This window comes from Actinophytocola sp. (assembly GCF_035634895.1).
Lineage (GTDB): Bacteria > Actinomycetota > Actinomycetes > Mycobacteriales > Pseudonocardiaceae > Actinophytocola.
In genome coordinates, this window is record NZ_DASQCC010000089.1 from 1 (window position 1) to 26,395 (window position 26,395).

Consider the following 26,395-nt stretch of genomic DNA (forward strand, 5'->3'; position numbering starts at 1 on the left):
GCCGTGGGGAGGGCCGGGGTGGGTGGAGGTGGGGGAGTGGGCTGGGAGGGCTGGGCCGGGCCGGGGGTGGGGAAGGCCGGGGGTGGGGAAGGGAAGGGGAGGGCCGGGGTGGGGGCGGGGAGGGAGAATGTCGTGAACGAGCCTTTCGCGGAACGGGGCTGCCGGTTGCCTGCTGAAGGTCCTCGCCGACTCGTCGCCGGGGAAGGACCTCTTGTCCCGGACGTCCTTGTGCCAGGCTGGTTCTGGCCGGTCGCCGCCCTCCGATTCCTTCCCGACCATTGGGGCGTGGGCGCGCGTCACTCGGTCTGCGACCGAGCGGCCGGCGCCGAGCCTGCGGCGGCCTCGAACTACCTCAGAACGTCCACACCGCGTGGGCGCCCGGGCCGACCACCAGCGTCGAGTTGCCCAACTGCTCCACATGGCGATACGGAACCGCCCTGTTGAGCGAGAACTCCACCTGCTTCATCCCCGCGTCGGCCCTCGCCACGCTGTCGAACCTGATCGTCGTTCCGCCGCGTACGGCCACGACGCCGCCGTCGGGTGTCGGCCGCACGACGAAACCGCCCGCGCGTAGGAGTGGCACTGTGTCCGCCAGGTCCCCTTCCGTCACCGCGATGCGGACAGCCGTGATGTCGCGCATCAGGTGGTTCTGGTACTCGTCGTTCAGGTAGCGCTCCCGGCTCACGTCGCCCGGGTAGCTCGCCGGCTCCACGCCGCTCCGCGGATCGGCCAGGTACTCCGGCCGGTACTCCATCGCCCACGCGCCGAAGGCGTCGTACTGCTCCGCGGTCAGGACCGCGTCGAACCACGGGACCGGTACGCCGTCGCCGAAGTCTCGTGTCTGCAGGAACTCCAGCGGGTCCGGCACGCCCTCGGCCGGTAGGCGGGACGCCATCGTCTCGATATCACCGTCATGCTCCGTGCCCAAGCCGAGGCCGGCCGAGCCGAGCGTGCCGTCCTGGCCGGGGATGTCGCCGACGCCGAACAGCTCCAGGTACGTCTCGTGGCCCATCAGGTACCGGCCCGTCCACGTCTGCCCGCCGGTGCCGGTCGTCGTGCGCACGGTGAAGTTCGCGAACTTGCGCAGGTAGTCCGAGCGCTCGATGGCGTCGGCCGTCTCGCGGTCGAAGACCCCGTAGGAGTGGTTGTAGAACAACAACTGGCGGTCCGTCGTGGCCGCGGCGTGCTGGACCGCCCCGGTCAGGGCCGCGGCCGTCAGTGCCACGGTGAGAATCGTCCGGCGAAGCGACATGCCGCGATCCTAGGTTCGACGGACCGCCGATCAGGGCCGTGCGGGCAAACGCTGGACGTTCGATACCGTTCGCGCCATGCCCCCGCGGACGTGGCGCCACACCTGGGACGCCACACTGGCCGTCGCCCTGGTCGTGCTGTCGTTCGTCCCCGGCGCCGAGCATCAGGGTGTGGATCTCGGCGAGTTCGGGAACCGGCAGCTGGACACCGCGGGCATCCTCCTACTTCTCGGCCAGGCCCTGCCGCTCGTCGTCCGGCGCCGGTGGCCCGCCACGTGCCTCGCCGTCGTCGGCGGCTCCTTCATCGCCTTCCAACTCCTCCGCTACCCCACCGCGTTCGCGTCGCTCGCGCTGCTCATCGCCCTCTACAGCGTCGGCGCGCACCACACCCGGCACCGGATCACCACCGCGGTGACGGCGGCCGCCGTGTACGTGGCGTTCGTGGCCGCGCTGCGTGCCGCCGGGTCGCCGGAGACCGTCGCGGAGTACGTGACCTTCTCGTTCGTGCTGGTCACCTGCTGGAGCTTCGGTCGCTGGACACGGGAGCACACCGAGCGGCGGCGCCGGGCCGAAGAAGAGATCGTCGTGGCCGAGCGCGCGCGGATCGCCCGCGAGCTGCACGACACCGTCACCAACCACGTCACCGCGATGGTCGTACAGGCCGACGCCGCGCAGTACGCCACCGGCGACAACGTCACCGTGGGCCTGCGAGCCATCAGCGACGCGGGCCGCGACGCGCTCACCGACCTGCGTTACCTGCTCGGCGCACTCCAGGGCTACGGCGACATCGAGGAGCAGGCCGGCACGCTGCCCGACCTCGTCGCCCGCTCCAGGGCGGCCGGCCAACCCGTCGAACTGGTCGAGCACGGCGAGCCGCGCCCGATGGCCGGGCCGGCCGAGATGGCCGCCTACCGCGTCGTCCAGGAAGCACTCACCAACGCGCTCAAACACGCCGCCGGCAAGCGCACCGTCGTCGAGCTTCACCACGGCGACCAATGGCTGGAACTGGCCGTCACCACGGCCGGCACGACCAGGACCGGCCTCGGCCGAGGCAGCGGGCGCGGGCTCGTCGGCATGCGCGAACGGGTCAGCGTGGTCGGTGGCGACCTCAGCGCAGGCGCGTCGCCGGACGGCGGCTTCCGGGTCAGCGCAAGGATTCCACTGGGGGTTACATGATTCGCGTGGTGGTCTGCGAGGACCAGGCGCTCGTGCGCACCGGCTACGTCACGATCTTCGACGCGCAGCCGGACATGGAGGTCGTCGGCGAGGCGGCGGACGGGCGGACCGCCGTCCAGACCGTCGAACGCATGCGGCCGGACGTGGTCGTGATGGACATCCGCATGCCGATGCTCGACGGCATCGAGGCCACCCGCCGCCTGGCCGGCCCCGGCGTCGAGAACCCGGCCAGGGTGCTCGTGGTGACCACGTTCAACCTCGACGAGTACGTCTACGAGGCACTGCGTGCCGGCGCGAGCGGGTTCCTGCTCAAGGACACGCCGCCGCCCGAGCTGATCGCCGGCGTGCGCACGATCGCCGCGGGGGAGTCACTGCTCGCGCCCGCCGTGACCCGCCAGCTCATCGGCCGCTACGCGGACCGGGTGCGCCCCACGGAGTCGACCGCGCCGCTGGCCGCGCTCACCGGCCGCGAACGCGAGGTCCTCACGCTCATCGCGGCAGGCATGTCCAACGCCGAGATCGCGGCGGAGCTGGTGATCAGCCACGAGACCGTCAAGACCTACGTGTCCCGCATCCTCACCAAGCTCGACCTCCGCGACCGTGTCCAAGCCGTTGTCCTGGCCTACCGTACCGGGCTCGTGTCGCCGAGGTAGTCCCCCGAGCGAGCTACCCGGTTTGCCCACCGCGGCGCGATGATCCCGACCCCGTCCCGGCCATAGCTTCGTCCACGACATTCGGACGAACAGGAGTGGACCCGTGACCTCAACAGCTGCGAACACCCGCTGGCCCGCGGCGGTACGCCTCGTCGTGCTGATCATCGTGATGTTCGGCGCCAGCACGCTGATCGCCGTCGTCGTCCCCGCGACCACCGGGGCGCCGTTCTGGTGCCTCATCGTGGGCCTGGTGTTCGCGGCGCTCGCGCTGCTGCTCTACCACGGCGCCATCCGGTTCGTCGAACGGCGCAGCCCCGACGAGCTGCGGTGGGCGGACGCGTCGAAGGGACTGCTCCGCGGCGCCGGCGTCGGCCTGGCCCTGTTCGTCGCGGCGATCGGCCTGATCGCGGTCTTCGGCGGCTACAAGATCACCGGCGGGGGCTCGTTCTGGGACGCGGTCGCCGCGTTCGGCCTGATGGCGGCGGTCGCGGTCGGCGAGGAGCTGGTCTTCCGCGGTGTGCTGCTGCGTGTGCTTGAGGAGCTCACCGGCACGACGGTCGCACTGGTGATCTCCGCCGTCTTCTTCGGTGGCGTGCACCTGCTCAACCCCAAGGCGACCATCTGGGGCGCGCTGTCCATCGCGATGGAGGCCGGCCTCATGCTCGGCGCCGCGTACATCGCCACGCGGAGCCTGTGGGTGCCCATCGGCATCCACTTCGCCTGGAACTTCGCGGAGACCGGCATCTTCGGCGCCACCGCGTCCGGCGGCCGCACCGAGTCGCTGTCCCTGCTGCACTCCTCGATGCCCGGCTCGGACCTCGTCACCGGCGGCCAGTTCGGTCCGGAGGCGAGCATCTTCGCCATCATCGTCAGCGTCGTGCCGATCTACTTCTTCCTCCGGTCGGCCCGCCGCCGCGGTCTGATCCGCGCCCGCGGCAAGCAGGCCTGACCGCTCAGGCCACCGGGGTGCCGCGGCGCCGGACGCGTCGCGGCAGGCCGCCCAGGGCCAGCGGCAACAGCAGCGGCACGCCGACACCGCCACATCAACACCGGGAGGACGGGCAGCGCGAGCACCAGCGCGGCCCGCCGCCCGGCTCGCGACCATGGCGCGAGGCCACCACGGCGCCGGCGACCGGCAGCACTAGCCCCACGGTGTCCCAGAGGTCGTCGCCGTAGCCGAACATCCTGGCCAGGACCGCGCCGGCGACCGAGGCGCCCAGCACGACGATCCCGCTCCGGTGCACCAGCTCCCGGCCGCGGGCCGGTCCCGGCGACCACGTCAGCGCGACGGCGGTCAGGGCGCCGAAGTTCCACCCAGCCCGCGTCGACCCCGAACCACCAGTGTTGAGACGGCGCGAAGAACGTGAGCGTGAGGAACCCGGCCGTGCCGAGCCAGGCCCCCACCGCGGCGGCGCGGCGCTTCCGTAGCACCCCCAGTACGGCTACGGCCAGCCAGATCACCAACACCGGCGCGTCCGGGAAATTCGCTCCCCATGGCATGTCGAACAGCGCGCCCGGCCCGTTCGGGCGTGCTCATGCCGTCCCTCCCTGCGGCCGGGTGCGCAGGCGCTGCTCCGCCGCGCGGGTGTGGGCCCGCAGTCTCCGCACCTCTGCCGCCAGCCTGGCCGCCCCCTGGTCGGTCAGCCGGTAGTAGCGACGGAGCCTGCCGTCGACGACCTCCTCCCGGTCGACGGCCACCCACCCGTCCGTGCCCATCCGGTCCAGCGCGGTGTAGAGGGTGCCGGCACGCAGCCGGACCCGGCCGTCGGAGATCTCCGCCACGTCGCGCAGAATCCCGTACCCGTGCTGGGGGCGGGCCGCCAGCGCCGTGAGGATCAGGAAGGTCGGCTCCCGCAACGCGCCATCGATCATGCCATCTGTATATACCGATGAACTAACTATCCGCAATTCGGGGTCGGTGTGTCGAAATCGCGTGCGGCCGTTCGACGCGGGAGTGTCGGCCGGGACGGACCGGCCGGAAGACACGAGGAGTGACCATGCGGTTTCTGATGATGCACCGGCTCGACGAGAGCGTCCCCGAGGCGTGGAACCCGACCCCGGAGTTCATGGCGAAGATGGGCCGGACCATCCAGGACTGGACCGAGAAGGGGGTGCTGATCACCGCCGAGGGCGTGCACCCGTCCGAGAAGGGCTCACTGGTCCGCAAGGCCAGGACCGAGGGGGTCACCGTGACCGACGGCCCGTTCACCGAGGCCAAGGAGGTCATCGGGGGCTTCGCGCTGATCAACGCCAAGGACCGGACCGAGGCCGTCGAGCTGGCGCGGCAGTACATCCGGCTGTTCGAGGGCATCGAGATCGAGGTCGAGGTGCGGCAGGTCGTGGAGTTCGAGGACCTGCCGGGGTGACCTCCCGGCGGTGGGCCGGTCACCGGCCGGCCACCCGCCGGGCGTGGCGCTAGGCGTCGAAGTATTGCTGGATGACCGGCGCGATCAGCTCGGCGACCTCGTCGTCCGACGCGGACGCCATCGGCTCGGCCGCCAGGACGTAGCGGACCATCGCGAGGCCCATCATCTGCGAGACGGCGGCCGTCAGGCGCAGCGTGGGCAGGTCGAGCGCCGCGGCGACCTTCGCGAGGACCGCGGTCTCCATGAACGTCCGCAGCTGCTGCGCCACCTCGGGACTGTTCGCCACGGAGCGGAGCAGAGCCAGGAACGGGGCCCTCGTCTCCGGCTGCTGCCACAGCCCGAGGAACAACCGCACGATCCGCTCGCCGATCCGCTCGCGCGGTCCGGCCAGGATGCTGTCGACGATCACCGCCGGGTTGACCGGCAGGTTCAGCGCGGCCACGAACACCTGGTCCTTCGAGCCGAAGAAGTGGTGCACCAGCGCCGGGTTCACCCCCGCCTCGGCGGCGATGCCGCGGATGGTCGCGCCGCCGTACCCGCGCTCCGCGAACTGGTTGCGGGCAGCCGCCAGGATGCCCTCCCTGGTCTGGGTCTGCCCAGGCCGCCGCCCGGTCCGCGCCACGTCCGCTCCTCTCGCTCCTGACCGCCAGTATCCTCGACCCCATGTCAGTAGCTGTCCGAGTGATCCCCTGCCTGGACGTCGACGCCGGGCGGGTCGTCAAGGGCGTCAACTTCACCGACCTGGTCGACGCCGGCGACCCGGTCGAGCTGGCGCGTGCCTACGACGCGGAGGGCGCGGACGAACTGACCTTCCTGGACGTGACCGCGTCCGCGAGCGACCGCGAGACCACGTTCGACGTGGTGCGCCGCACGGCCGAGCAGGTGTTCATCCCCCTGACCGTCGGCGGCGGCGTGCGCGAGGTGTCCGATGTGGACAGGTTGTTGCGGGCCGGCGCGGACAAGGTCTCGATCAACACCGCCGCGATTCTCCGGCCGGAGCTGCTTTCCGAGGCGTCCCAACGTTTCGGGGCGCAGTGCATCGTGTTGTCGGTCGACGCGCGCCGCGCGCCCGGCACCCCGTCCGGCTTCGAGGTGACCACCCACGGCGGCCGCAGGGGCACCGGCATCGACGCGGTCGAGTGGGCCGCCCGCGGTCAGGCGCTCGGCGTCGGCGAGATTCTGCTGAACTCCATGGACGCCGACGGCACGAAGGCGGGCTTCGACCTGGAGCTGATCCGCAAGGTGCGGGCCGAGGTGGACGTCCCGCTGATCGCCTCCGGCGGCGCCGGCGATGTCGCGCACTTCCCACCCGCGGTCGAGGCCGGCGCGGACGCGGTGCTCGCCGCAAGCGTCTTCCACTTCGGACAGCTGCGCATCGGCGAGGTCAAGGACGCCCTGCGCCAGGCCGAGGTCGTGGTCCGGTGACCACTCTGGACCCGAAGATCGCCGACCGTCTCAAGCGCAACGCGGACGGCCTGGTGTGCGCGGTCGCGCAACAGCGGGGGACCGGCGAGGTCCTGATGGTCGCCTGGATGAACGACGAGGCCCTGGCACTCACCCTGTCGACGAAGCGCGCCACGTACTACTCCCGCAGCAGGGACACCCTGTGGGTCAAGGGCGAAACCTCCGGCCACACCCAACAGGTCCACGAGGTCCGCCTCGACTGCGACGGCGACACCCTCCTACTGATCGTCGACCAAAAAGGCCCCGCCTGCCACACCGGCACAAAAACCTGCTTCGACAACACCCCCCTCTAACCCCGCGAGTCCCGCATTCAAACACCGCGAGTCTCGCGTTCGCCCACACTGAGTCCCGCGTACGCGCGCACCGAGTTGCGGATTCGTGCAGATCCTGGTTTGCGTGCGGGTCTTGGTGTGCACGAAACCGCAACTCGGTATGTCTGAACGCGCAACTCGGCATGTCTGAACGCGGGACTCGCGGGGTGTGAGGGCGGGACCCGCGGGGTTAGTCGATCTTGCCGGTTATGTAGCGCTGGAGGGTTGGGGCTACGGCGGCGGAGACGATGTCTACGTCGGCGGATGCGAACGGTTCGAACTTCGCCACGTAGCGGATCATGCCCATGCCGACGATCTGGGTGGCGACGAGGGTGGCGCGGAGTTCGTGGTTGTCGGGGGCCAGTCGGCCGATCACGTGCTTGAAGATGTGCTTGAAGAAGAAGTCGCGCAGCATCATCGCGGCCTCCTCGTGGCTGGCCACGCTGCGCATGAGCGCGGTGAAGACCCCACCCCCGGTCGTGTCCCACGTGGTGACGAAACGGCGCACGATGGCGTCGCCGATGTGTTCCGCGTCGGCGGTGAGCAGGTCCGAGAGGATGTCCTGCGGGTTGAACGGCAGCTTCAGGACAGCCTCGCCGAACAGGCCCTCCTTGCCGCCGAACCAGTGGTTGACCATCGCGGCGTCCACCCCGGCGCGGCTGGCGATCGCGCGCACGGTCGCCCCGTCGAAGCCCTGCTCGATGAACACCTCGCGGGCGGCGTTGAGCAACGCCTCCCGCGTGTCCGTCCCGCCTGGCCGGCGCCCCCGCCGCCGCACCCCTTGCGTCTTCTCCGTCACTCGTCCATCATGCGCGAGGCCGCGAATTTTTTCAACAATGGCTGAATTTTGGCCCGGACGCACCGGCGAGGACCCGCCCGGCAGAATGGCGCCATGGCCACTGTGATCGATGCCGCTCCCGCCACCGGGCTGGGCGTGGTCAGCCCCACGCGGGAGGAGTTCCGCCGGCTCGCCGCGGACCGCCGGGTCATCCCGGTCGTCCGCCGGGTGCTCGCCGACGCCGAGACGCCCGTCGGGGTCTACCGCAAGCTCGCCGCGGGCCGGCCGGGGACGTTCCTGTTCGAGTCGGCGGAGAACGGGCGGTCGTGGTCACGATGGTCGTTCGTCGGCGTGCGTTGCGCCGCCACGCTCACCGAACGGAACGGCGAGGCCGTCTGGACCGGCACGCCGCCCGTCGGCCTGCCCGAGGGCGGCGACCCCATGGCCGCCCTGCGCGAGACCATCCAGCGCCTGCACACCAACCCGTTCCCGGGCCTCCCGCCGCTGACCGGCGGCATGGTCGGCTACATCGGCTACGACGCCGTCCGCAGGCTTGAGCGCCTGCCGGACCTCACCGACGACGACCTCCACCTGCCCGAGCTGGTCATGCTGCTGGCCACCGACCTCGCCGCGCTCGACCACCACGAGGGCACGATCACGCTCATCGCCAACGCGGTGAACTGGGACGACAGCCCCGAGCGGGTGGACGCGGCCTACGACAACGCGGTACGCAGCCTCGACGAGATGACCAGGGCCCTGTACACGCCCGCCCCGCCTACCGTCGCCATCTACGAGCGGGTCAAGCCGCGGTACCTGCGCAGGCGGACGCAGGAGGAGCACATGGCGGCCGTCAACGCCGCCAAGGAGGCCATCCACGCCGGCGAGGCCTTCCAGGTCGTCGTCTCCCAGCGCTTCGAGGTGACGACCGAGGCCGACCCGCTCGACGTCTACCGCGTGCTGCGGGCCACCAACCCCAGCCCGTACATGTACCTGCTGCGTCTCGACGGGTTCGACATCGTCGGCTCCAGCCCCGAGTCACTGGTCACGGTGCGCGACGGGCAGGCGACCACTCACCCGATCGCGGGTACCCGATGGCGTGGCATGGATCCGGACGAGGACGCGATCCTCGAGAAGGACCTGCTGGCCGACGAGAAGGAACGCGCCGAGCACGTCATGCTCGTCGACCTGGGCCGCAACGACCTGGGCCGGGTCTGCAAGCCCGGCTCGGTGCACGTCGTCGACTTCTTCCGGGTCGAGCGGTACAGCCACGTCATGCACATCGTGTCGACCGTGACGGGCCAGCTGGCCGAGGGTAGGACCGCCTACGACGCCGTGGCCGCGTGTTTCCCGGCCGGGACGCTCTCGGGCGCGCCGAAGCCCAGGGCGATGGAGCTGATCGAGGAGCTGGAGCCGACCAGGCGCGGCCTGTACGGCGGCGTGGTGGGCTACCTCGACTTCGCGGGCGACGCCGACACCGCCATCGCCATCCGCACCGCGCTGATGCGTGACGGCACCGCGTACGTGCAGGCCGGCGGCGGGATCGTGGCCGACTCGAACCCGATCGCGGAGGACGACGAGTGTGTCAACAAGGCGGGCGCGGTCCTCGCCGCGATCGCCACCGCCGAGACGATGCGTGCAGCGGCGGACCGTGCGTAAACGTCCACTGTGGATAATCGCGGTGCTCCTGCTGGGCACCGCGGCGGCGCTGTGGGGCGCGACCAAGGTCGGCTGGGGGGCGGACCACCAGCTGACCTCCGGGTTCGACGCGCTGGCGTTGCTCTCGCTCGCGAGCCTCCTCGGCGTGTTCGCCGTCGGCGGCTGGGCGCGGCGGATGCTCGGCGCGGTCATCGCGGCCGCGGGCGTCTTCGTGTGCTGGCAGGGGATCGCCACGTCAGGACCGTGGCACCTGATGAGCGGTCGCGGTCTCGCACTGCTCGGCGGCCTGCTCTTCCTGGCCGCTGGCCTGCTGATTGTGCGGAACGCCACCACACTGCCGACAATGGGTGCTAAATATCAGCTGGCGAACACGCGCGGCCGATCCGGCGACCCGCACCAGGACATGTGGGATGACCTGTCGCACGGCCAGGATCCGACCGGGGACCAACGGTGAACCCGGCACCCGTGGGAAGTGCCACGACGGTGCGGGGTTAGCATCCCTTGAGCGGGAAGGGGCAGGGCTGGTGACGGATAGCACGAGCGATTCATCGGAGTCGGCCACTACGAAGCCGGTACCGACCAGCGAGCGTGGCCGGTGAGTGTTCTCGACTCGATCATCGAAGGTGTGCGTGCCGACCTCGCGGTTCGCGAGGCGGCGATGCCGTTCGACGTCCTGAAGGAGAAGGCGACCAAGGCGCCGCCGCCGCGTGACGCGGTCTCGGCGCTGCGCAGTGCCGACATCAGCGTCATCGCGGAGATCAAGCGACGCAGCCCGTCGAAGGGCGATCTGGCCTCGATCGCCGACCCGGCGACGCTGGCCAAGGACTACGCCGACGCGGGTGCGCGGGTGATCAGCGTGCTCACCGAGCAGCGCCGGTTCGGCGGCTCGCTCGCCGACTTCGACGCGGTGCGTGCCGCCGTCGACGTGCCGTTGCTGCGCAAGGACTTCGTCGTGTCGCCGTACCAGGTGCACGAGGCACGCATGCACGGCGCGGACATCGTGCTGCTGATCGTCGCGGCACTGGAGCAGAACGCACTGGTGTCGCTGCTCGACCGGGTCGAGTCGCTTGGCATGACCGCGCTGGTCGAGGTGCACAACTCCGAGGAGTGCGACCGGGCGCTGGAGGCCGGCGCGTCCGTGGTCGGCATCAACGCGCGTGACCTGCACACCCTCGAGGTGGACCGTGAGGTCTTCGGCCGGCTCGCGCCCGGTCTGCCGTTCGAGACCGTGAAGATCGCCGAGTCCGGGATTCGCGGACCGGGCGACCTGATGACCCACGCCGGCGCGGGCGCCGACGCGGTGCTGGTCGGCGAGAGCCTCGTGTCCGCCCCGGACCCGAAGGCGGCGCTGATCCAGCTGGTCACGGCGGGTTCACACCCGGCGTGCCCCAGGCCCAGCCGGTGACGGAAGCGATGACCGACAAGCAGCCGCACGACCATGACGAGCACGACCCGGACGAGCGGGGGCACTTCGGCCCGTACGGCGGCCGGTTCCTGCCAGAGGCCCTGATCGCGGCCATGGACGAGCTGGCCACCACCTACGACAAGGCCAGGCAGGACCCGGACTTCCTCGACGAGTTCAACCGGCTGCTCCGCGACTACGCGGGGCGGCCGTCGCTGCTCACCGAGGCGCCGCGGTTCGCCGAGCACGCCGGCGGCGCGCGGATCTTCCTCAAGCGCGAGGACCTGAACCACACCGGGTCACACAAGATCAACAATGTGCTGGGCCAGGCGCTACTCACCAAGCGGATGGGCAAGAAGCGAGTCATCGCCGAGACCGGCGCCGGCCAGCACGGCGTCGCGACCGCCACCGCGTGCGCGCTGATGGGCCTCGACTGCGTCGTCTACATGGGCGAGGTCGACACCAAGCGCCAGGCGCTGAACGTGGCTCGCATGCGGCTGCTGGGCGCCGAGGTCATCCCGGTGACCACTGGCTCGCGGACCCTGAAGGACGCCATCAACGAGGCGCTGCGCGACTGGGTCGCGAACGTCGACACCACGCACTACCTGCTGGGCACGGCCGCCGGCGGGCACCCGTTCCCGATGATGGTCCGGAACTTCCACAAGGTCATCGGCAACGAGGCCCGCGCGCAGGTCCTGGAGCAGGCCGGCCGGCTGCCGGACGCCGTCACCGCGTGTGTCGGCGGCGGTTCCAACGCGATCGGCATCTTCCACGGCTTCATCGACGACAAGGACGTGCGGCTGGTCGGCTTCGAGCCGGGCGGCCACGGCATCGAGTCCGGTGAGCACGGCGCGACGCTGTCCGAGGGCTCGCCCGGCATGCTGCACGGCGCCAAGTCCTACCTGTTGCAGGACGAGGACGGCCAGACCATCGAGGCGTACTCGATCTCCGCCGGCCTGGACTACCCGGGCGTGGGTCCCGAGCACGCGTGGCTCAAGGACACCGGCCGCGCCGAGTACCGCTCGGTGACCGACGCCGAGGCCATGGCCGCGTTCCAGCTGCTGTCGCGGACCGAGGGCATCATCCCGGCCATCGAGTCGGCGCACGCGCTGGCCGGCACGATCAAGCTGGGGCAGGAACTGGGGCCCGACGGGCTGATCGTGGTCTGCCTGTCCGGGCGAGGGGACAAGGACATGGACACCGCCGCGTCGTACTTCGGGTTCACGTCATGAGTCTGGCGTCGCTCTTCGAGCGGACCCGGGCCGAGGGCCGCGGTGCCCTCGTGGGTTACCTCCCGGCGGGCTACCCCTCGGTGGACGTCTCGGCGGAGCTGCTGACCGGCATGGTCGAGGCCGGCTGCGACCTGGTCGAGGTCGGCGTGCCGTACTCCGACCCGGTGATGGACGGCCCGACGATCCAGGCGGCCGCCACCGAGGCGCTGTCCGCCGGCTTCCGGCTGCGTGACGTGTTCACGGTGGTCGAGCGGGTGACGGCGGCCGGCGGCAAGGCCGTGGTCATGACGTACTGGAACCCGGTCTACCACTACGGCGTCGACCGGTTCGCGCGCGACCTCGCCGCGGCCGGCGGGCTGGGCATCATCACACCGGACCTGGTCCCGGACGAGGCCGAGGACTGGCTCGAGGCCTCCACTGCGCACGGCCTGGACCGGATCTTCCTGGTGGCGCCGTCCTCGACCGAGGAGCGGATCGCCTCAACGACGGCCGCGACCAGCGGTTTCCTGTACGCGGCGGCCGTCATGGGCGTGACCGGCGCGCGGGCCGCGGTCGGCTCGGGGGCGTCCGCCCTGGTGGCCAGGGCGCGGGCACACACGTCACTGCCGGTCGGGGTCGGGCTCGGGGTCCGCTCGGGCGAGCAGGCGGCCGAGATCGCCGGCTTCGCGGACGCGGTGATCGTCGGCTCGGCGTTCGTGTCGCGGGCAGCGGAAGGTGTCGGCGGGGTGCAGAAGCTGGCGGCGGAGCTTGCCGAAGGAGTCCGCCGCCCGCTGGTCGTCCGCTAGTCCGCTAGTACTCCCGGTTACGCAAAAGCGGCTCCTCTCGTCACGCTCAGCACCCGTTATGGAAGCACAGGGCGTGACTGCTTGGATACGCCCGATCGTGCCCGGATGCATTCAGTTGGGGACCTGCCGCACCACGGTCCGACGTCGCCCGTTACGGTGACGCGCGTGACTGCGGCGTCGAGCGTCTTCCTGGCCACCATCCCCAGCCCGGACCGTGGCGTGTGGCACCTGGGGCCCATCCCGATCCGCGCGTACGCGCTGTGCATCATCGCCGGCATCATCCTGGCGATCTGGTGGGGTGAGCGGCGCTGGATCGCCCGTGGTGGCACGTCCGGCACGATCGTGGACATCGCGGTCTTCGCGGTGCCGTTCGGCCTGGTAGGCGGCCGGCTCTACCACGTGGCGACCGACTGGTACCGGTACTTCGGGCCTGGCAAGCACCCCCTGGACGCCCTGCGCATCTGGGACGGCGGACTGGGCATCTGGGGCGCGATCGCGCTGGGCGCGGTCGGCGCGTGGATCGGGTGCCGCGTCAAGGGCGTGCCGCTGCCTGTGTTCGCGGACGCCATCGCGCCGGGGATCGTGGCGGCACAAGGCATTGGACGCATCGGCAACTACTTCAACCAGGAGCTGTACGGAGGGCACACCGACCTGCCGTGGGGCCTGGAGATCTACCGGCGCGTGAACGACCTGGGGCAGGACGACAACCTCAACGGCGTGGCGGTCAACCACATCGCGATCGAGGGAAGTCCGGTCCATCCGACGTTCCTGTACGAGCTGATCTGGAACGCACTGGTGGCGGTGCTGGTCGTGTGGCTGGACCGGAAGCTGCGGCTGGGCCACGGGCGCGCGTTCGCGGTGTACGTCATGGGCTACACCCTTGGCCGGACGTGGATCGAGCTGATGCGCACGGACGACGCGACCCACGTGGCCGGCGTCCGGATCAATGTCTGGGTCTCGATCCTGGTGTTCCTTGGCGCGGCGGTGTACTTCGTTCTGGCACGGTCGCGCGGTGAACGCGAGGACCCGGCACTGCTGCTCGGCAAGGACGCACCCCGACCGGACTCCGGCGACGCCGCTGGCTCTGACGACGCCGGTGACTCTGGTGATTCCGGCGGTTCCGATGACAAGGCAAAGCCCGACGAGGACGCGAAGGCCAAGGACGCGAAGGCCAAGGACGCGGATTCCGACGACGCCGAGGACTCCGACGAGGCCGCCGAAGACGAGGAGTCCGGCAAACCGGCAAAGGCTGACCCCAAGGCCGCCGACGCCAAGTCTTCCCCCGCGAAGGAAACGCCCGAAAAGCCCGCTGCGGAAAAGCCGGCCAAGCCCGTGGCAGAGAAGGCTGACGCCGAGAAGCCCGCCGCGGAAAAGGCTGAGACGCCCACGGAGAAGCCCGCGACGGAAATACCCGCTGCTGCGGAAAAGCCCGCGACAGGAAAGGCCGCCACGAAAAAGGCCGACGCGAACAAGGCCGCCACGAAAAAGGCCGGCGGCACGAAGAAAGCCGATGCTGAGAAGCCGGTCGCCGAGAAGCCCCCGGCCGACACGGCCGCCGCGACCGCCGACACGGCCGCCGAAAAGAAGGCCGACGCGTCCGCAAAGTCGGAAGGCTGACGACCGGCGGGGCCATCACCCGACCGGCAGGGGCCGCGTTCCCGACACTGCTCGTGCCATCGTCCCGTTCCCGGACGTTGCGTACGAACGGTCCGTTCGCGCACGCTGATCACCGGAATTGTCAGTGCACTCCGGTAGCGTTGAAACCGGGGGCCGGAGGCCGCCGGTCGGTCGGCGAGGTTGCCGGTCCGAGTGTCTGCCGGTCTCTGCGTCTGCCGGTCAGTCCGGGTTAGCGCGTGACTAGCCCGTGACCAGGCCGCGGCCGGTGATCAGCGGCAGGTCCAACGCAGTCAGCAGGCCCGGCTTGGCCGCCACCACCGCTGGGATCGCGTTCACCAACCGCATGGCCGTCGCCTTCAGGCCGCCGGTGTTGTGGTCGCCGTCCGAACCCTCCAGGCGCAGGTCCAGCGTGTAGTTCGGTTCGCCCGTCACCTCGACGCGATACCCGCCCTGTCCCGGCATCGTCGGCCAGTCCGGGCCCAGGTCCGGGTGCAGCCGCGTGACGTGTTCCAGCACGAACACCGCCCGGCCGCTCGCGATCCCGCGCACCTCGAACCGCAGTGCCGCGGCCGTGCCCTCCTCGATGACACCCGACGCCACTTCGATCCGGTGCGGCGCGGGCAGCCTCGTCGCGAAGTCCTCCACACGCTCCAGCGTCACCCCGAGTCCCGCCGCCAACTGCCGCACCACGCTGCCCCACGCGAGCGACAGCACACCGGGTTGCAGCAGGATCGGCGTCTCGTCCAGCGGATGCCCGAAACCCATGATGTCGAACAGGACCTTCGCGTTGTCGTACGTCGCGTAGTCCAGGATCTCCAGGCACCGCACCTGCTCGATGCGCTGGCTCACCGACGTCAGCACCAGCGGCAGCCAGTCGTTCGCGAAGCCGGGGTCGATGCCGTTGACGAACAGCGACGCGCCACCCTCCGCCGCGGCGGACTGGAGCGGCGTCAGCAGGTCATCGGGCACCACGCCGAACGGGTACTGCAGGAACACCGGTCCACTCGCGACGACGTTCACGCCCGCGCGCAGGATCCGCGCGAGGTCGTCAAGTGCCTCGGCCAGCCGGTCGTCGGCCATGGCGGTGTACACGACGCAGTCCGGCTTGTTCGCCAGGAGCGCGTCGGCGTCGTCGGTCGCAGTGACGCCGAGGGGCTCGATGCCGGCCAGCTCACCGGCGTCACGCCCCACTTTGTCCTTTGTGGACACCCAGACGCCGGCCAGCTCCAGGTCCGGGCGCGCGGCGATGCCCGCCAGCGCGTGCCGCCCGACGTTTCCCGTGCTCCATTGCACGACTCTCATGCCGCTCCCTCGCGGGCTCCGTGGCACCGGCGTCCCGAACGTCGCCGACTCGCGCCGCAAGCTCCGCTCATAGGTCAGGAAGTCCCAGGTCCAGGTTCGGTTGTTGCAGGCCACCGTCGATCTCGAGGACCTTGCCCGTGACGTAGGCACCTGCCGGCGAGGCCAGGAACAGCACGGTCGCGGCGATGTCCTCCGCCTCGCCGATCTTACGCAGTGGCGTGGCCTGTGCCATTCGGTCGCGGAGTTCCTCGTTGGTCAGCACGATGTCGAGCGCGGAGGTCGCGACGGACCCGACGGCGATGGCGTTGACGCGGACCCGCGGCGCGAGGTCGTACGCGGCCAGCTCGGTGTAGTGGGCCAGCGCCGCCTTCGCCGTGCCGTACGCGAGGAAGCCGCGCCCGCTGACCCGGCCCATGATCGACGAGATGTTGACGACCGCGCCCTCGGTCATGAGCGGGACCGCGGCCCTGGTCAGCGCGTGCGCGGTGGAGACGTTGAAGTGAAAGGCATCCTCGAGGAAGCGGTGGTCGGTGTCGAGGAACGGCCGAGGGTAGGTGCCGCCGACGTTGTTGACCACGATGTCCAGCCGCCCGAACGTGTCCTGCGCGATCTCCGCGAGCCCTGCGGCGGCGTCCACATCGGACAGGTCGACGGCGACGACCCGAGCCTTCCGCCCGGCTGCCGCGACCCGCTCGGCGACGGCGTCGAGATCCCCGGCGGTCCGCGAGGCGATGACGACGTCGGCCCCGGCCTCAGCAAGCGCAACAGCGGTGGCCGCACCGATTCCCCGCCCGGCCCCGGTCACCACGGCAACCCGATCCACCACCCGAAACCGATCAAGGATCACGGCCAAACTGTAACACGTTCTACCACTCCCGCCGCGAGTCCCGCGTCCACCCACACCGAGTCCCGCGTTCGTGCACCGCGAGTCTCGCGTTCGCGCACCCGCACCGCGAGTCTCGCGTTCGCGCATACCGAGTTGCGATCTCGTGCACATGACGATCAGCACGAAACCGCAACTCGGCATGTTTGAGCGCGCAACTCGGCATGTCTGAACGCGGGACTCGCTATGTTTGAACGCGCGACTCGCTATGTTTGAATGCGGGACTCGCGGGTGGGGGCGACGACCAGTTGGCCGGATGTCGTGTGGAGGACCTCGACCGTCGCGGCGTAGTGGCGTTCGATCGTGTCGCGGGTCAGCACCTGGTCCGGGGTGCCGGTCGCGACCACCTTCCCGTTGTCCAGCAACAGGAGTTGGGTCGCGTACTGGGCCGAGAGGGTCAGGTCGTGCAGGGTGCTGACCACCGTGGCGCCTTCCTCGTGGCGGAGGCGGTCGATGAGGTCGAGCAGCGCCTGAGCGTGGCCGATGTCCAGGCCGGTGGTGGGTTCGTCCAGCAGCAGCAGGCTGGACTCCTGGGCCAGTACCCGCGCCAGCACCGCCCGCTGGCGTTCCCCGCCCGACAACGTCTGCAGCGCCCTGGTCGCCAGCGCCCCGAGGTCCAGGCGCTCCAGCACCGTCGAGACCACCGCCAGGTCCGACCGCCGTTCGCGCGCCAGCGGCGACAGGTGCGGCGTGCGGCCGAGCAGTGCGTAGTCCGTGACCGTCAGGCGGTCCGGCAGCTGCGGGGTCTGCGGCGCGTAGGCGACGGCCTTGGCGCGTTCCCGGTTGGACAGCGACGACGCCGGCACACCGTCCAGCAGGACCGACCCGTCGTGCGACACGATGCCGACGACGGCCTTCAGCAGTGACGACTTGCCCGCGCCGTTGGGTCCGATGATCGCGAGCCAGCCGCCCCGCTCGACCGAGATGGACACGTCCGAGGTCACGACCCGGGTGCCGTACCGGGCGCTCACGGCGTCGAGCGTCAGGGCGGTCATCGCAGCCGTCCCCGGTACATGCGTAGTACCAGCAGGAAGAACGGCGCGCCGGTGAACGCCGTGATCACCCCGATCGGCACCTCGGCCGGCGCGAACGCGGTACGCGCGATGTAGTCGGTGATGATCAGGAACGTCGCGCCGCCGAACAGTGACAGCGGCACGACCACGCGGTAGCTCGCGCCGGCCAGCAGCCGGACCACGTGCGGTACCACGATCCCGACGAAACCGATCAGCCCGCTCACCGCCACCGCGGCGGCGGTCGCGAGAGAGGCCGCGAGCAGCACGACCACCCGGACCCGCGCGGGGTTGACGCCGAGGGACGCGGCCTCGTCGTCACCGACCGCGAGAACGTCGAGCAGCCGTGCGCACAGGCAGAGCACGACGGCGGCCGCGCCGATGTAGGGGACGGTGATGAGGACCTCGCGCCAGCCGGTCGTGTTGAGGCCGCCGAGCATCCAGCTGTAGACCTGCTTGATGGTGTCGGTGTTGAGCTGCTGCGCGAACGTTTGCACCGCCGTCAGGAACGAGGCGACGGCCACACCGGCGAGCAGGAGCACCGCGGTCCCGCCGCCGGCGGAGCGGCCGAGCAGCCAGGTGAGCGACACCCCGCCGATGGCCCCGGCGAACGCGGCGATCGGCAGGGGCCCGAGGACCCACCCGGTGGTCTGCGGCGCGGCGACCACGACGATGGTGGCCGCCATACCCGCGCCGGCGGCGGCGCCGAGGAGGTAGGGATCGGCCAGTGGGTTGCGGAAGACACCCTGGAACGCGGCGCCCGACACCGCGAGCGCCGCGCCGACCAGCCCGGCGAGCACGACCCGAGGCACCCGGACCTCCCAGACGATGGCCGCCTCGGTCGCGGAGAGGGGCGAGGTGCCGCCGGTGAGCTGCGCCCAGACCTCGCGCACGACCCGCGTCCAGCCGAGATCGGCGGCACCGAGCAACGCGGAGACGGAAGCGACGCCGAGCAACGTCACAACGGCGATGACCACCGCCACGGCCCGCAGCCGAGTAGGCCGCACGTCGTCGCCCGAACGCCCGCCCGAACGCCCGCCCGGCCCGTTCGAACGCCTGTCCGGACTCTCGCCCGCATGCCCGTCCGAATTCACGCCCGCATGCCCAGCCGAGGACGCGTCGACAGCGCGGGCTGACTCGCTGCGGCGCATGAGTGTCCCTTTCGCTCGACCCAACCGGGTGATAGTTATCCACAGCCCCCGCTGACCTGGGCTTTTGTCGGACTGTGTCACCCCCAGCCGGTAGAATGGTCAGCGGGGTGGCCCCCGGGTTCGGGTGGGGGCTGCCTACTCTCCCTTCTGGGGTTGATCTTCGAATAGATTTTTTCGCAGGTCAGGCTGGTTGGGCGTGTGGGTCGAGGGCCTGCGGCACAGTCGATCGCGTAGGTCGGCCGGCTGGATCGTGCTGGCGCGTCGGTGCTGAGTTCGGGTGATCGAATGGGGCTGGTCAGCTGCCGGCCTTCGTGACGGCGTCGGCGATGGAGCGGGCCAGGTCGACGATGCGTGGTCCCCAGCGGGAGGCGAGGTCGTCGTCCAGGGCGATGATGTTGCCGTTCTTGACCGCCGCCAGGGTGTTCCAGCCCGGGCGGGCGGCGACGGTGGTCGCGTTCTGGGCGCAGCACTGGGCGTCCGCGAGGAAGATCAGGTCCGGGTTGGCCTGCAGGATGGCCTCGTTCGACAGCTGTGGATAGCCGCCCTTGTCCTTGTCGGCCGGGTCGGCGATGTTCGTCAGGCCGAACAGGCTGTAGACCTGCCCGATGAAGGTCTTGGACGTCGCGCTGTACAGCGTCTGGTCGACCTCGTGGTAGTAGGTCAGCGGCTTGGCCGCCTTCGGGGTGTCGGCGACGATCTTGTCCAGGCCCGCGCGGGTCTGGTCCGCGAGGTCCGTGGCCTCGTCGAAGTGGCCGGTCGCCTTCCCGATCAGCTCCATGCCGGAGTACACGTCGTCGAGCGTGGCCGGGGCCGGCACCGCCAGGACCGGGACGCCGATGGCCGACATCGACTCGACCAGGTTGTCGGCGTTGTCGGAGATCACCACCAGGTCGGGGTCGTACTTCGAGATGGCCTCGACGTTCGGGGTGAGCCCGGACAGGTCGGTCTTCGGCGCGTCGGCCGGGTAGTCGGACTGGTCGTCCACGGCCACGACCTGCTTGCCCGCGCCGACCGCGAACAGCGTCTCGGTGTTGCTGGCCGACAGCGACACGATGTGCGTCGGCCGCCGCTCGATCGTGACCGGCTTGCCCGTCGGCGGCGTGACCGTGACCGGGAAGGACTGGCTGCGCGGCTCGAACGTGTCGGGTGTTGAGTTGCCGGAGGCCTGGTCGCGGGCCGCGCAACCGGCGGCGAGCAGCGCGCCGGCGATGGTGAGGGCCGCGAGGCGCCTTGTTGTGAAGGACAACGGACTTCCTCGAGTTCGTCGGCCCGGCACGTGGCGCGGCCCTGGGTACCGAAACCCAGGGGACGCCGCATCCCTGCACCGGGGGCGGTTGGCGTCGACGCGATGGGGAGGCGACCTGGCTATGACAGTTGCGGGACAGCGCCGGACTCGCACCGGACTTCGCTACCACCATCGCGCCGCTGGTCAGCGGGTTGACCAGCAGGCTGACGCTACCACTCGCGTGCGCGCCGGCAACGGCAGCCCGAGACCGACGGGCCCCGCTAGACCGACTCGCGTTCCACCAGCTCCGTCGGCAGGATCACCGGCTCCTTGACCGGATCGCCGCCGATCTGGGTCAGCAACAGTTCGGTCATCGTGCGGGCCTGGTCCACGATCGGCTGGTGAACCGTGGTGAGCGGGGGCTCGGTGTGGCGGGCCATCTCGATGTCGTCGAAGCCGACCACCGAGACATCCGCCGGCACCCTGCGGCCCGCGTCCCGCAGGACCCGGAGCGCGCCGACCGCCATCATGTCGTTCGCCGCGAACACCGCGTCCAGGTCGGGGTACCTTGCCAGCAGCTCGGTCATCGCCTGCTGGCCCGACTCGCGGGTGAAGTCGCCGTACGCCACGCGGTCCGCCTTCCGGCCGGCCTCCGTCAGGGCGTGCTGGTAGCCGGTCAGGCGGTCCATGCCGGCCGTCATGTCCTGCGGGCCCGCGATGGTCGCCACGCGGCGGCGGCCGGCGGAGAGCAACCGCTCCGCGGCCAGCTGGGCGCCGCCCTCGTTGTCGCAGTCCACATAGGACATGCCGGGGAGCGACCGGGCGGGGCGGCCGCCCACCACCGTCGGGATGCCGGCGTCCAGCAGCAGCCGGGGGAGGGGATCGTCGTCGTGCATGGACGCCAGCAGGACGCCGTCCACGTGTCCACTTCGGACGTAGTCGGCCAGCTGTGCGTGTTCCGCGGTGTTCTGTGCGTTCACCAGTACGAGCTGCACGCCCGTGCCGATCAGCGTCTGGCTCGTCGCGATGATGATGTTGCCCAGGTACGGGTCGTTCAGCACCGTCGCGTCCGGCTCGCGCATGACCAGGGCGATCGAGTCCGTGCGGCGCATGGCGAGGCTGCGTGCCGCACGGTTGGGCACGTACCCCAGCGCGGCGATCGCCGCCTCGACCGCCGTCTTGACCTCAGGCGACACTCTCGGTGAGCCGTTGATGACTCTGGAGACGGTCGCGCGGGAAACTCCGGCTTCCGCGGCGACCGTGTCCAGTGTCGGCTTCATTCCAACCCGTTCCGTCGAATCACGTCGCGATACCAGTGTGCGCTGTCCTTCCACACCCGAGCCTGCGTCGCGTAGTCCACGTGGACGATGCCGAACCGCTTCGCGTAGCCGTAGGCCCACTCGAAGTTGTCCAGCAGCGACCACACGAAGTATCCCCGAAGGTCGATTCCCGCGGTGATCGCCTCGTGTACTACTTCCAGGTGATCACGCAGGTACGCGATCCGCTCGTCGTCCCGGACGCCGTCCACCCCCAGCTCGTCCTCGAACGCGGCGCCGTTCTCGGTGATCATCAGAGGCAGCGGGTGGTACTGCTCGTGCACGCGGTGCACGACGTTGCGCAGGCCCTGGGCGTCGATGGCCCAGCCCATCGCGGTCGTGCGGGCGTTCGGTGGCTGGACGAACCGGACATTCTCACACGCCGGCCACGGTGACGGGCCCTCGATGGCGGGGCCGACGTCCACCAGCGTTGGCGAGTAGTAGTTGATGCCCAGCAGGTCGATCGGCGTCGAGATGACGTCCAGGTCCTCGGGCCGCACGAACGACCAGTCGGTCAGCCGGGCCGTGTCCTGCTGGACGTCCACCGGGTAGTGGCCGACGAACAGCGGGTCCAGGAACAGCCGGTTGGCGAGGCCGTCGATCCGCCGCACCGCGTTCGTCGCCGCCGACGACGTGGCCGCCGGCAGCACCGCGGCCAGGTTCAGCGTGACCGAGACCTGGCCCGAGGGCGGCAGCACCGCGCGCAGCGCCTGTGTGGCCAGCCCGTGTGCCAGCATCAGGTGGTGGGCGGCCCGCAGCGCCAGCGCCGGATCCGTGCGGCCCGGCGCGTGTTCGCCGGACGCGTACCCGAGGAAGGCGGCACACCAGGGCTCGTTCAGCGTGGTCCACAGCGGAACCCGGTCGCCGAGGCGGGCCCCGACCAGCTCGGCGTACTCCGCGAACCGAACCGCGGTGTCCCGCGCTCCCCACCCGCCGGAGTCCTCGAGCTCCTGCGGCAGGTCCCAGTGGTAGAGCGTGAGCATCGGGGTGATGCCCCGCGCCAGCAGCTCGTCGACCAGGCGCTCGTAGTGGTCGAGACCCGCCGGGTTGGCGGGCCCTTTGCCGCCCGGCTGGATCCGCGGCCACGACACCGAGAACCGGTACGCGGACAGGCCCAGGTCGGCCATCAGCGCGACGTCGTCCCGGAACAGCCGGTAGTGGTCGGCCGCCACGTCACCCGTGTCGCCGTTGGTGATCCGGCCCGGCGTGTGCGCGAAGGTGTCCCAGATGGATGGTCCGCGCCCGTCCGCGTCCGGCGAGCCCTCGACCTGGTACGCCGCCGTCGCGGCACCCCACACGAAGTCCTCGGGGAACCGCGGCCCCTGGTCGTTCACTCCGCGAGCCGCGTTCACCCCTTCACCGCCCCCTGCATGATCCCTCCGATGATCTGCCTGCCCAGCAACAGGAACACGATCAGCATGGGGAAGGTCGCGATCACCGTGCCCGCCAGCACGAGCGAGTAGTCGACCTCGATGCCGCTCGCCGTGTTGGCGATCGCCACCTGAACCGTCGGGTTCTGCGTGTTGAGCAGGATCAGTGGCCAGAACAGGTCGTTCCAGTAGGTGATGAACGTGAGTAGCCCCAGCACCGCCGCGCCGGGCCGCGCGATGGGCAGCACCACGTTCCAGTAGATCCGCAACGTCGACGCGCCGTCGACGCGGCCGGCCTCGAGCAGCTCGGTCGGCATGGCCGAGAACAGGTACTGGCGCATGAAGAACACGCCGAACGCGCTCACCAGCGCCGGCACGATCACGCCGCGCAGGTCGTTCGCCCAGCCGAACCACTGTGTCACCATGATGTACAGCGGGATGATCGCGAGCTGCGTCGGCACCAGCATCGTGGCGACCACCGCGGTGAACAACCCGTTGCGGCCGCGGAAGGTCAGCTTGGCGAACGCGAAACCCGCGAGCGTGGACGTGAACACGACCGCCACCGTGATGGTGCCGGCCACGATCACCGAGTTCACCAGCGCCAGCCCGAAGTTGCCCTGCTCCCACGCCGCGGACAGGTTGTCCCACAACGAACCGCCGGGCACCAGCGGCGGGGGGTAGCTGCCGATCGCGGACTGGTCCCGCGAGGACACCACGATCGACCAGTACAGCGGGAAGATCGAGAAGAGGATGATCGCGAACAGGATGCCGTAGGTGCCCCAGCGGCCCTGGTCGGGTGCTCCGCGCCGGGCCATGTCAGTCGTCCGCCGATCGGATCCGTCGTACCAGCAGGAAGTTCACCAGCGCGATCACCACCGTGACGATGAAGAGCGTCCACGCGATCGCGGCGCCGTAGCCGTACCGGCCGTTGGTCCAGAACTGCTGGTACAGGTAGAGGACCACGGTCTGGAACTGCCGTTCGGAGCCGCCGTTGTTGTTCCTGGTCACATCGAAGAGGAACGGCTCGGCGAACAGCTGCAGCGCGCCGATCGTCGACACGATGACCGTGAAGATGATCGTCGGGCGCAGGCTGGGAATCGTGATGTGCCAGAACTGCTGCCACCTGGTCGCGCCGTCGATGGACGCGGACTCGTACAGCTCGTAGGGAATCGTCTGCATCGCGGCCAGGTAGATCAGCGCGTTGTAGCCGGTCCAGTGCCAGGTCACCATGGCCGACACCGCGAGCCACGACGCCCACTTCTCGGCCCGCCAGTCGAGCGGGTTGTCCATGAACGGCTGGAGGAACCAGTTCAGCAGCCCGTAGTCGCGGGCGAAGATCTGGTTGAAGATCAGCGCGACCGCGGCCACGGACGTGATGTACGGGAGCAGCACGCCCATCCGCAGGAACAGCCGCCCACGCAGCTTGTAGTTCAGCAGGTGCGCGATGCCCAGTGCCAGCAACAGCTGCGGCACGGTCGACACGATCCCGATGCCGAACGTGTTGACCAGCGCGTTGTGGAAGTTCGGGTCGGCGAACAGCTTCCCGTAGTTGTCCAGGCCGACCGAGACGTCCTCGCTGCCGGGCTTGCGGGGGCTCCACGCGGTCGTGGAGATGATCGCTGTGTACACCAACGGGAACAGGCCGAACACCGCGAACAACCCGAAGAACGGGAAGACGTACAGGTACGGCGAGCCCTTGAGGTCCCAGCGGTAGAGCCGCGAACGCCAGGCCTGCCTGCGGTCGGGTGGTCCCGCGGGACGCCGGTCTGCCTCAGCCGGCGCCCCACGGTGGTCCAGATGGACTGTCACCCTTCACCCGCGGCGGACTTGATGTCCGACATCGCCGAGTCCCAGGCCTTGCCGGGATCGGTGCCCTGCTCGACGCTGTTCAGCGCGCCGGCGAACGTGTTGCCGATGACGCCGCTCTGCGGGCCGACGACCTGCACCGGCGCGTTCTCCAGCGACTCCGGGTAGATCTTGCCCGCCGGCGCGTTCGAGAAGAACTCCGAGGTGAAGTCGGCGACCTCGGGCTGCGACCAGGTGGACTCCTGGCTCGGGAAGTTGCCGATCGTCTTGAACAGCTTGACGTTCTGCTCCGGCGTGGTCAGCCACTTCGCCAGCTCGACGGCCGCGTCGATGTGCTTGCCCTGCGCGGGAACGGTGACGTACGAGCCGCCCCAGTTGCCGGAGCCGCCGGGGATCTTCGCGATGTCCCACTTGCCCTTGGTGTCGGGCGCGTTGCCCTGGATGTAGCCCATCATCCACGCGGGGCAGGTGACCGTCGCGAACTGGCCCTTCTGGAAGCCGGTGTTCCACTCGGTGGAGAACTCGGCCAGCGCGGCCGACTGGCCGGCCTTGATCGCCTTGACCGTGAGGTCCCACGCGTCCTTGACGGCCTTGTTCTTCTCGACGATCAGGTCGCCCTTGGCGTTGTAGTAGGTCTCCTTCTCGTTGCCGAGGACGCCGGTGAACACGTGCCCACCCGCGTCGAACCACTTGACGCCGGGCACCTTGCCGACGAACCGGCTGCCGACGTCCACGTAGTCGTCCCACGACGACCAGAGCGCCGACACCTCGTCCCGGTTGGTGGGTAGACCGGCCTGGGCGAACAGGTCGGTGCGGTAGCACATGGCGAGGCCGCCGATGTCGGTCGGCAGGCCGATCAGCGTCTTGCCGTCCGGACTGGACGCCCGCTGCACGGTGGAGTCCGTCCACTGTGCCGTGTCGACGTCCTTGTCCTTGAAGTTCACGAACTTGTCGGTCTGGCCGATGAAGCCGGACACCTGGCCGACCTCGATCACCTCGAGGTCCGCCGCGCCGGAGCCCGCGGTCAGGCGCGCCTGCAGGTTCTGGTGGTGTGTGCCGAAGTCGCTTCTGTTCTCGACGATCTTGACGTTCTTGTGGGACTTCTCGTACTCGTCGTAGAGAGTCCGGTTGTCCTTCAAGGAGAAGCTGTCGCCGAAGACGTTGATCGTCAGCGTGGTCACACCGCTGTCGCCCGAGTCGCCCGAGCCGCACGCCGTGAGCACGAGGGCGGTCGCGGCGATGGACGCCACGATCCGTGAGTTACGCATTTGGCCTCCAGGCCACTGTGTTGAACTGGATCGCGTCGCTCCTTCGCTCAAGGCGCCGTCTTCCCTCCTGTGCGCGGAGACCCTGGGCTCGTTCCTCGCCGGGTCTCCGTGCTCGTCAGTCCAGACGGCGTCAGCTCCGTTGCTCCGCTCCAGTGCTGTGGTCGATACGTGAGAGCGCTCTCATGGGTGTGCGAAGAATTGCCTGTCAAGGCGGGGTGCGTCAAGGTCTCGTAACCGGAATGTTGCGGTCGACAACAAATGTGCCGGTCCCCCGCGCAGGGACAAGGCGCGCGAGGGACCGGCGGGTCAGCGGTCCGGGGCTCCACGTGGCCTGTACGGGTTTGCCGCGGACCGCCGCTTCAGGACCCTGGAAG

26 protein-coding genes and 1 pseudogene are annotated in these 26,395 nt (G+C 70.0%); 12 read left to right on the forward strand and 15 right to left on the reverse strand.

Going from position 1 to position 26,395, the window contains the following annotated elements; genetic code table 11:
- Positions 1–352 precede the first annotated feature (352 nt).
- Complete coding sequence (locus tag VET29_RS12310) at positions 353–1,252, reverse strand: DUF5829 family protein (RefSeq protein ID WP_324919305.1); 900 nt, start codon at positions 1,250–1,252, stop codon at positions 353–355.
- Positions 1,253–1,328: 76 nt separating this feature from the next.
- Between VET29_RS12310 and VET29_RS12315 the strand changes: the two genes are divergently transcribed.
- The 3 genes from VET29_RS12315 to VET29_RS12325 all read left to right on the forward strand — a co-directional run bounded on the left by VET29_RS12315 (position 1,329) and on the right by VET29_RS12325 (position 4,028).
- On the forward strand, positions 1,329–2,426 hold the full coding sequence (locus tag VET29_RS12315) for a sensor histidine kinase (RefSeq protein ID WP_324919307.1): 1,098 nt from the start codon (positions 1,329–1,331) through the stop codon (positions 2,424–2,426).
- Entirely contained in the window at positions 2,423–3,079 is a 657-nt protein-coding gene (locus tag VET29_RS12320; protein WP_324919309.1) for a response regulator transcription factor, read from the forward strand. Before VET29_RS12315 ends, VET29_RS12320 begins: the two co-directional genes overlap by 4 nt.
- Positions 3,080–3,182: 103 nt before the next feature.
- Positions 3,183–4,028, forward strand: a complete 846-nt coding sequence (locus tag VET29_RS12325) for a type II CAAX endopeptidase family protein (RefSeq protein WP_324919311.1) — start codon at positions 3,183–3,185, stop codon at positions 4,026–4,028.
- Between the two features lie 94 nt (positions 4,029–4,122).
- Here VET29_RS12325 and VET29_RS12330 read toward each other — a convergent pair whose 3' ends face one another.
- Together VET29_RS12330 and VET29_RS12335 are read right to left on the reverse strand one after the other, a co-directional pair.
- Positions 4,123–4,323 carry a hypothetical protein gene (locus VET29_RS12330; RefSeq protein ID WP_324919313.1) on the reverse strand — a complete coding sequence of 67 codons (201 nt, stop codon included), beginning with the start codon at positions 4,321–4,323 and terminating at the stop codon, positions 4,123–4,125.
- A 289-nt stretch (positions 4,324–4,612) separates the two neighbouring features.
- Complete coding sequence (locus VET29_RS12335; RefSeq protein ID WP_324919315.1) at positions 4,613–4,951, reverse strand: PadR family transcriptional regulator; 339 nt, start codon at positions 4,949–4,951, stop codon at positions 4,613–4,615.
- A 125-nt stretch (positions 4,952–5,076) separates the two neighbouring features.
- Between VET29_RS12335 and VET29_RS12340 the strand changes: the two genes are divergently transcribed.
- Positions 5,077–5,445, forward strand: coding sequence for a YciI family protein (locus tag VET29_RS12340; RefSeq protein ID WP_324919317.1), 369 nt, complete (start codon positions 5,077–5,079; stop codon positions 5,443–5,445).
- 49 nt (positions 5,446–5,494) lie between these two features.
- On the opposite strand, the gene VET29_RS12345 is transcribed toward VET29_RS12340, so the two are convergent.
- A complete protein-coding gene (locus VET29_RS12345) occupies positions 5,495–6,067 on the reverse strand; it encodes a TetR family transcriptional regulator (RefSeq protein ID WP_324919319.1) in 573 nt (190 codons plus the stop codon).
- Positions 6,068–6,108: 41 nt separating this feature from the next.
- Here VET29_RS12345 and hisF point away from each other — a divergent pair, with 41 nt between their 5' ends.
- Positions 6,109–6,870 (forward strand): imidazole glycerol phosphate synthase subunit HisF, encoded by a 762-nt coding sequence (gene hisF / locus VET29_RS12350; protein WP_324919321.1) that lies wholly within the window; start codon positions 6,109–6,111, stop codon positions 6,868–6,870.
- Complete coding sequence (gene hisI / locus VET29_RS12355; RefSeq protein ID WP_324919323.1) at positions 6,867–7,202, forward strand: phosphoribosyl-AMP cyclohydrolase; 336 nt, start codon at positions 6,867–6,869, stop codon at positions 7,200–7,202. The genes hisF and hisI overlap by 4 nt, the downstream gene beginning before the upstream one ends.
- Before the next feature lie 208 nt (positions 7,203–7,410).
- On the opposite strand, the gene VET29_RS12360 is transcribed toward hisI, so the two are convergent.
- Entirely contained in the window at positions 7,411–8,019 is a 609-nt protein-coding gene (locus tag VET29_RS12360) for a TetR family transcriptional regulator (protein WP_324919325.1), read from the reverse strand.
- A gap of 93 nt (positions 8,020–8,112) precedes the next feature.
- Here VET29_RS12360 and VET29_RS12365 point away from each other — a divergent pair, with 93 nt between their 5' ends.
- The 6 genes and pseudogenes from VET29_RS12365 to lgt form a co-directional block, all read left to right on the forward strand.
- Positions 8,113–9,654 (forward strand): anthranilate synthase component I, encoded by a 1,542-nt coding sequence (locus tag VET29_RS12365; RefSeq protein ID WP_324919327.1) that lies wholly within the window; start codon positions 8,113–8,115, stop codon positions 9,652–9,654.
- Complete coding sequence (locus tag VET29_RS12370; RefSeq protein WP_324919329.1) at positions 9,647–10,108, forward strand: Trp biosynthesis-associated membrane protein; 462 nt, start codon at positions 9,647–9,649, stop codon at positions 10,106–10,108. The genes VET29_RS12365 and VET29_RS12370 overlap by 8 nt, the downstream gene beginning before the upstream one ends.
- Positions 10,109–10,249: 141 nt before the next feature.
- A complete protein-coding gene (trpC, locus tag VET29_RS12375) occupies positions 10,250–11,059 on the forward strand; it encodes an indole-3-glycerol phosphate synthase TrpC (protein ID WP_324919331.1) in 810 nt (269 codons plus the stop codon).
- A gap of 8 nt (positions 11,060–11,067) precedes the next feature.
- Positions 11,068–12,288 (forward strand): tryptophan synthase subunit beta, encoded by a 1,221-nt coding sequence (trpB, locus tag VET29_RS12380; protein WP_324919333.1) that lies wholly within the window; start codon positions 11,068–11,070, stop codon positions 12,286–12,288.
- Positions 12,285–13,073, forward strand: coding sequence for a tryptophan synthase subunit alpha (gene trpA, locus VET29_RS12385; protein ID WP_324919336.1), 789 nt, complete (start codon positions 12,285–12,287; stop codon positions 13,071–13,073). Before trpB ends, trpA begins: the two co-directional genes overlap by 4 nt.
- A 105-nt stretch (positions 13,074–13,178) precedes the next feature.
- Positions 13,179–14,348 (forward strand): annotated as a pseudogene (lgt, locus tag VET29_RS12390) (prolipoprotein diacylglyceryl transferase); the annotation flags it as partial.
- Positions 14,349–14,930: 582 nt separating this feature from the next.
- Here lgt and VET29_RS12395 read toward each other — a convergent pair.
- From VET29_RS12395 to VET29_RS12440, 10 genes are all read right to left on the reverse strand, one after another.
- On the reverse strand, positions 14,931–15,992 hold the full coding sequence (locus VET29_RS12395; RefSeq protein WP_324919338.1) for a diacylglycerol kinase: 1,062 nt from the start codon (positions 15,990–15,992) through the stop codon (positions 14,931–14,933).
- A 67-nt stretch (positions 15,993–16,059) separates the two neighbouring features.
- Positions 16,060–16,839, reverse strand: a complete 780-nt coding sequence (locus VET29_RS12400) for an SDR family oxidoreductase (RefSeq protein ID WP_324919341.1) — start codon at positions 16,837–16,839, stop codon at positions 16,060–16,062.
- 242 nt (positions 16,840–17,081) lie between these two features.
- Positions 17,082–17,870: an ABC transporter ATP-binding protein gene (locus VET29_RS12405; RefSeq protein ID WP_324919343.1), complete on the reverse strand. Its 789-nt coding sequence runs from the start codon at positions 17,868–17,870 to the stop codon at positions 17,082–17,084.
- Complete coding sequence (locus VET29_RS12410) at positions 17,867–18,862, reverse strand: iron ABC transporter permease (RefSeq protein ID WP_324919386.1); 996 nt, start codon at positions 18,860–18,862, stop codon at positions 17,867–17,869. The genes VET29_RS12405 and VET29_RS12410 overlap by 4 nt, the downstream gene beginning before the upstream one ends.
- A gap of 469 nt (positions 18,863–19,331) precedes the next feature.
- The gene (locus tag VET29_RS12415; protein ID WP_324919345.1) at positions 19,332–20,282 is read right to left on the reverse strand and encodes an ABC transporter substrate-binding protein; all 951 of its coding nucleotides are present in this window, start codon (positions 20,280–20,282) and stop codon (positions 19,332–19,334) included.
- 260 nt (positions 20,283–20,542) lie between these two features.
- Positions 20,543–21,541, reverse strand: coding sequence for a LacI family DNA-binding transcriptional regulator (locus VET29_RS12420; RefSeq protein WP_324919347.1), 999 nt, complete (start codon positions 21,539–21,541; stop codon positions 20,543–20,545).
- Positions 21,538–22,929 carry a GH1 family beta-glucosidase gene (locus VET29_RS12425; protein WP_324919349.1) on the reverse strand — a complete coding sequence of 464 codons (1,392 nt, stop codon included), beginning with the start codon at positions 22,927–22,929 and terminating at the stop codon, positions 21,538–21,540. The genes VET29_RS12420 and VET29_RS12425 overlap by 4 nt, the downstream gene beginning before the upstream one ends.
- Positions 22,926–23,762, reverse strand: a complete 837-nt coding sequence (locus VET29_RS12430) for a carbohydrate ABC transporter permease (RefSeq protein ID WP_324919351.1) — start codon at positions 23,760–23,762, stop codon at positions 22,926–22,928. The genes VET29_RS12425 and VET29_RS12430 overlap by 4 nt, the downstream gene beginning before the upstream one ends.
- Position 23,763: 1 nt before the next feature.
- Positions 23,764–24,630, reverse strand: a complete 867-nt coding sequence (locus VET29_RS12435) for a carbohydrate ABC transporter permease (RefSeq protein ID WP_414636488.1) — start codon at positions 24,628–24,630, stop codon at positions 23,764–23,766.
- A 122-nt stretch (positions 24,631–24,752) separates the two neighbouring features.
- Positions 24,753–26,021: an ABC transporter substrate-binding protein gene (locus VET29_RS12440; protein ID WP_324919355.1), complete on the reverse strand. Its 1,269-nt coding sequence runs from the start codon at positions 26,019–26,021 to the stop codon at positions 24,753–24,755.
- Positions 26,022–26,395 lie beyond the last annotated feature (374 nt).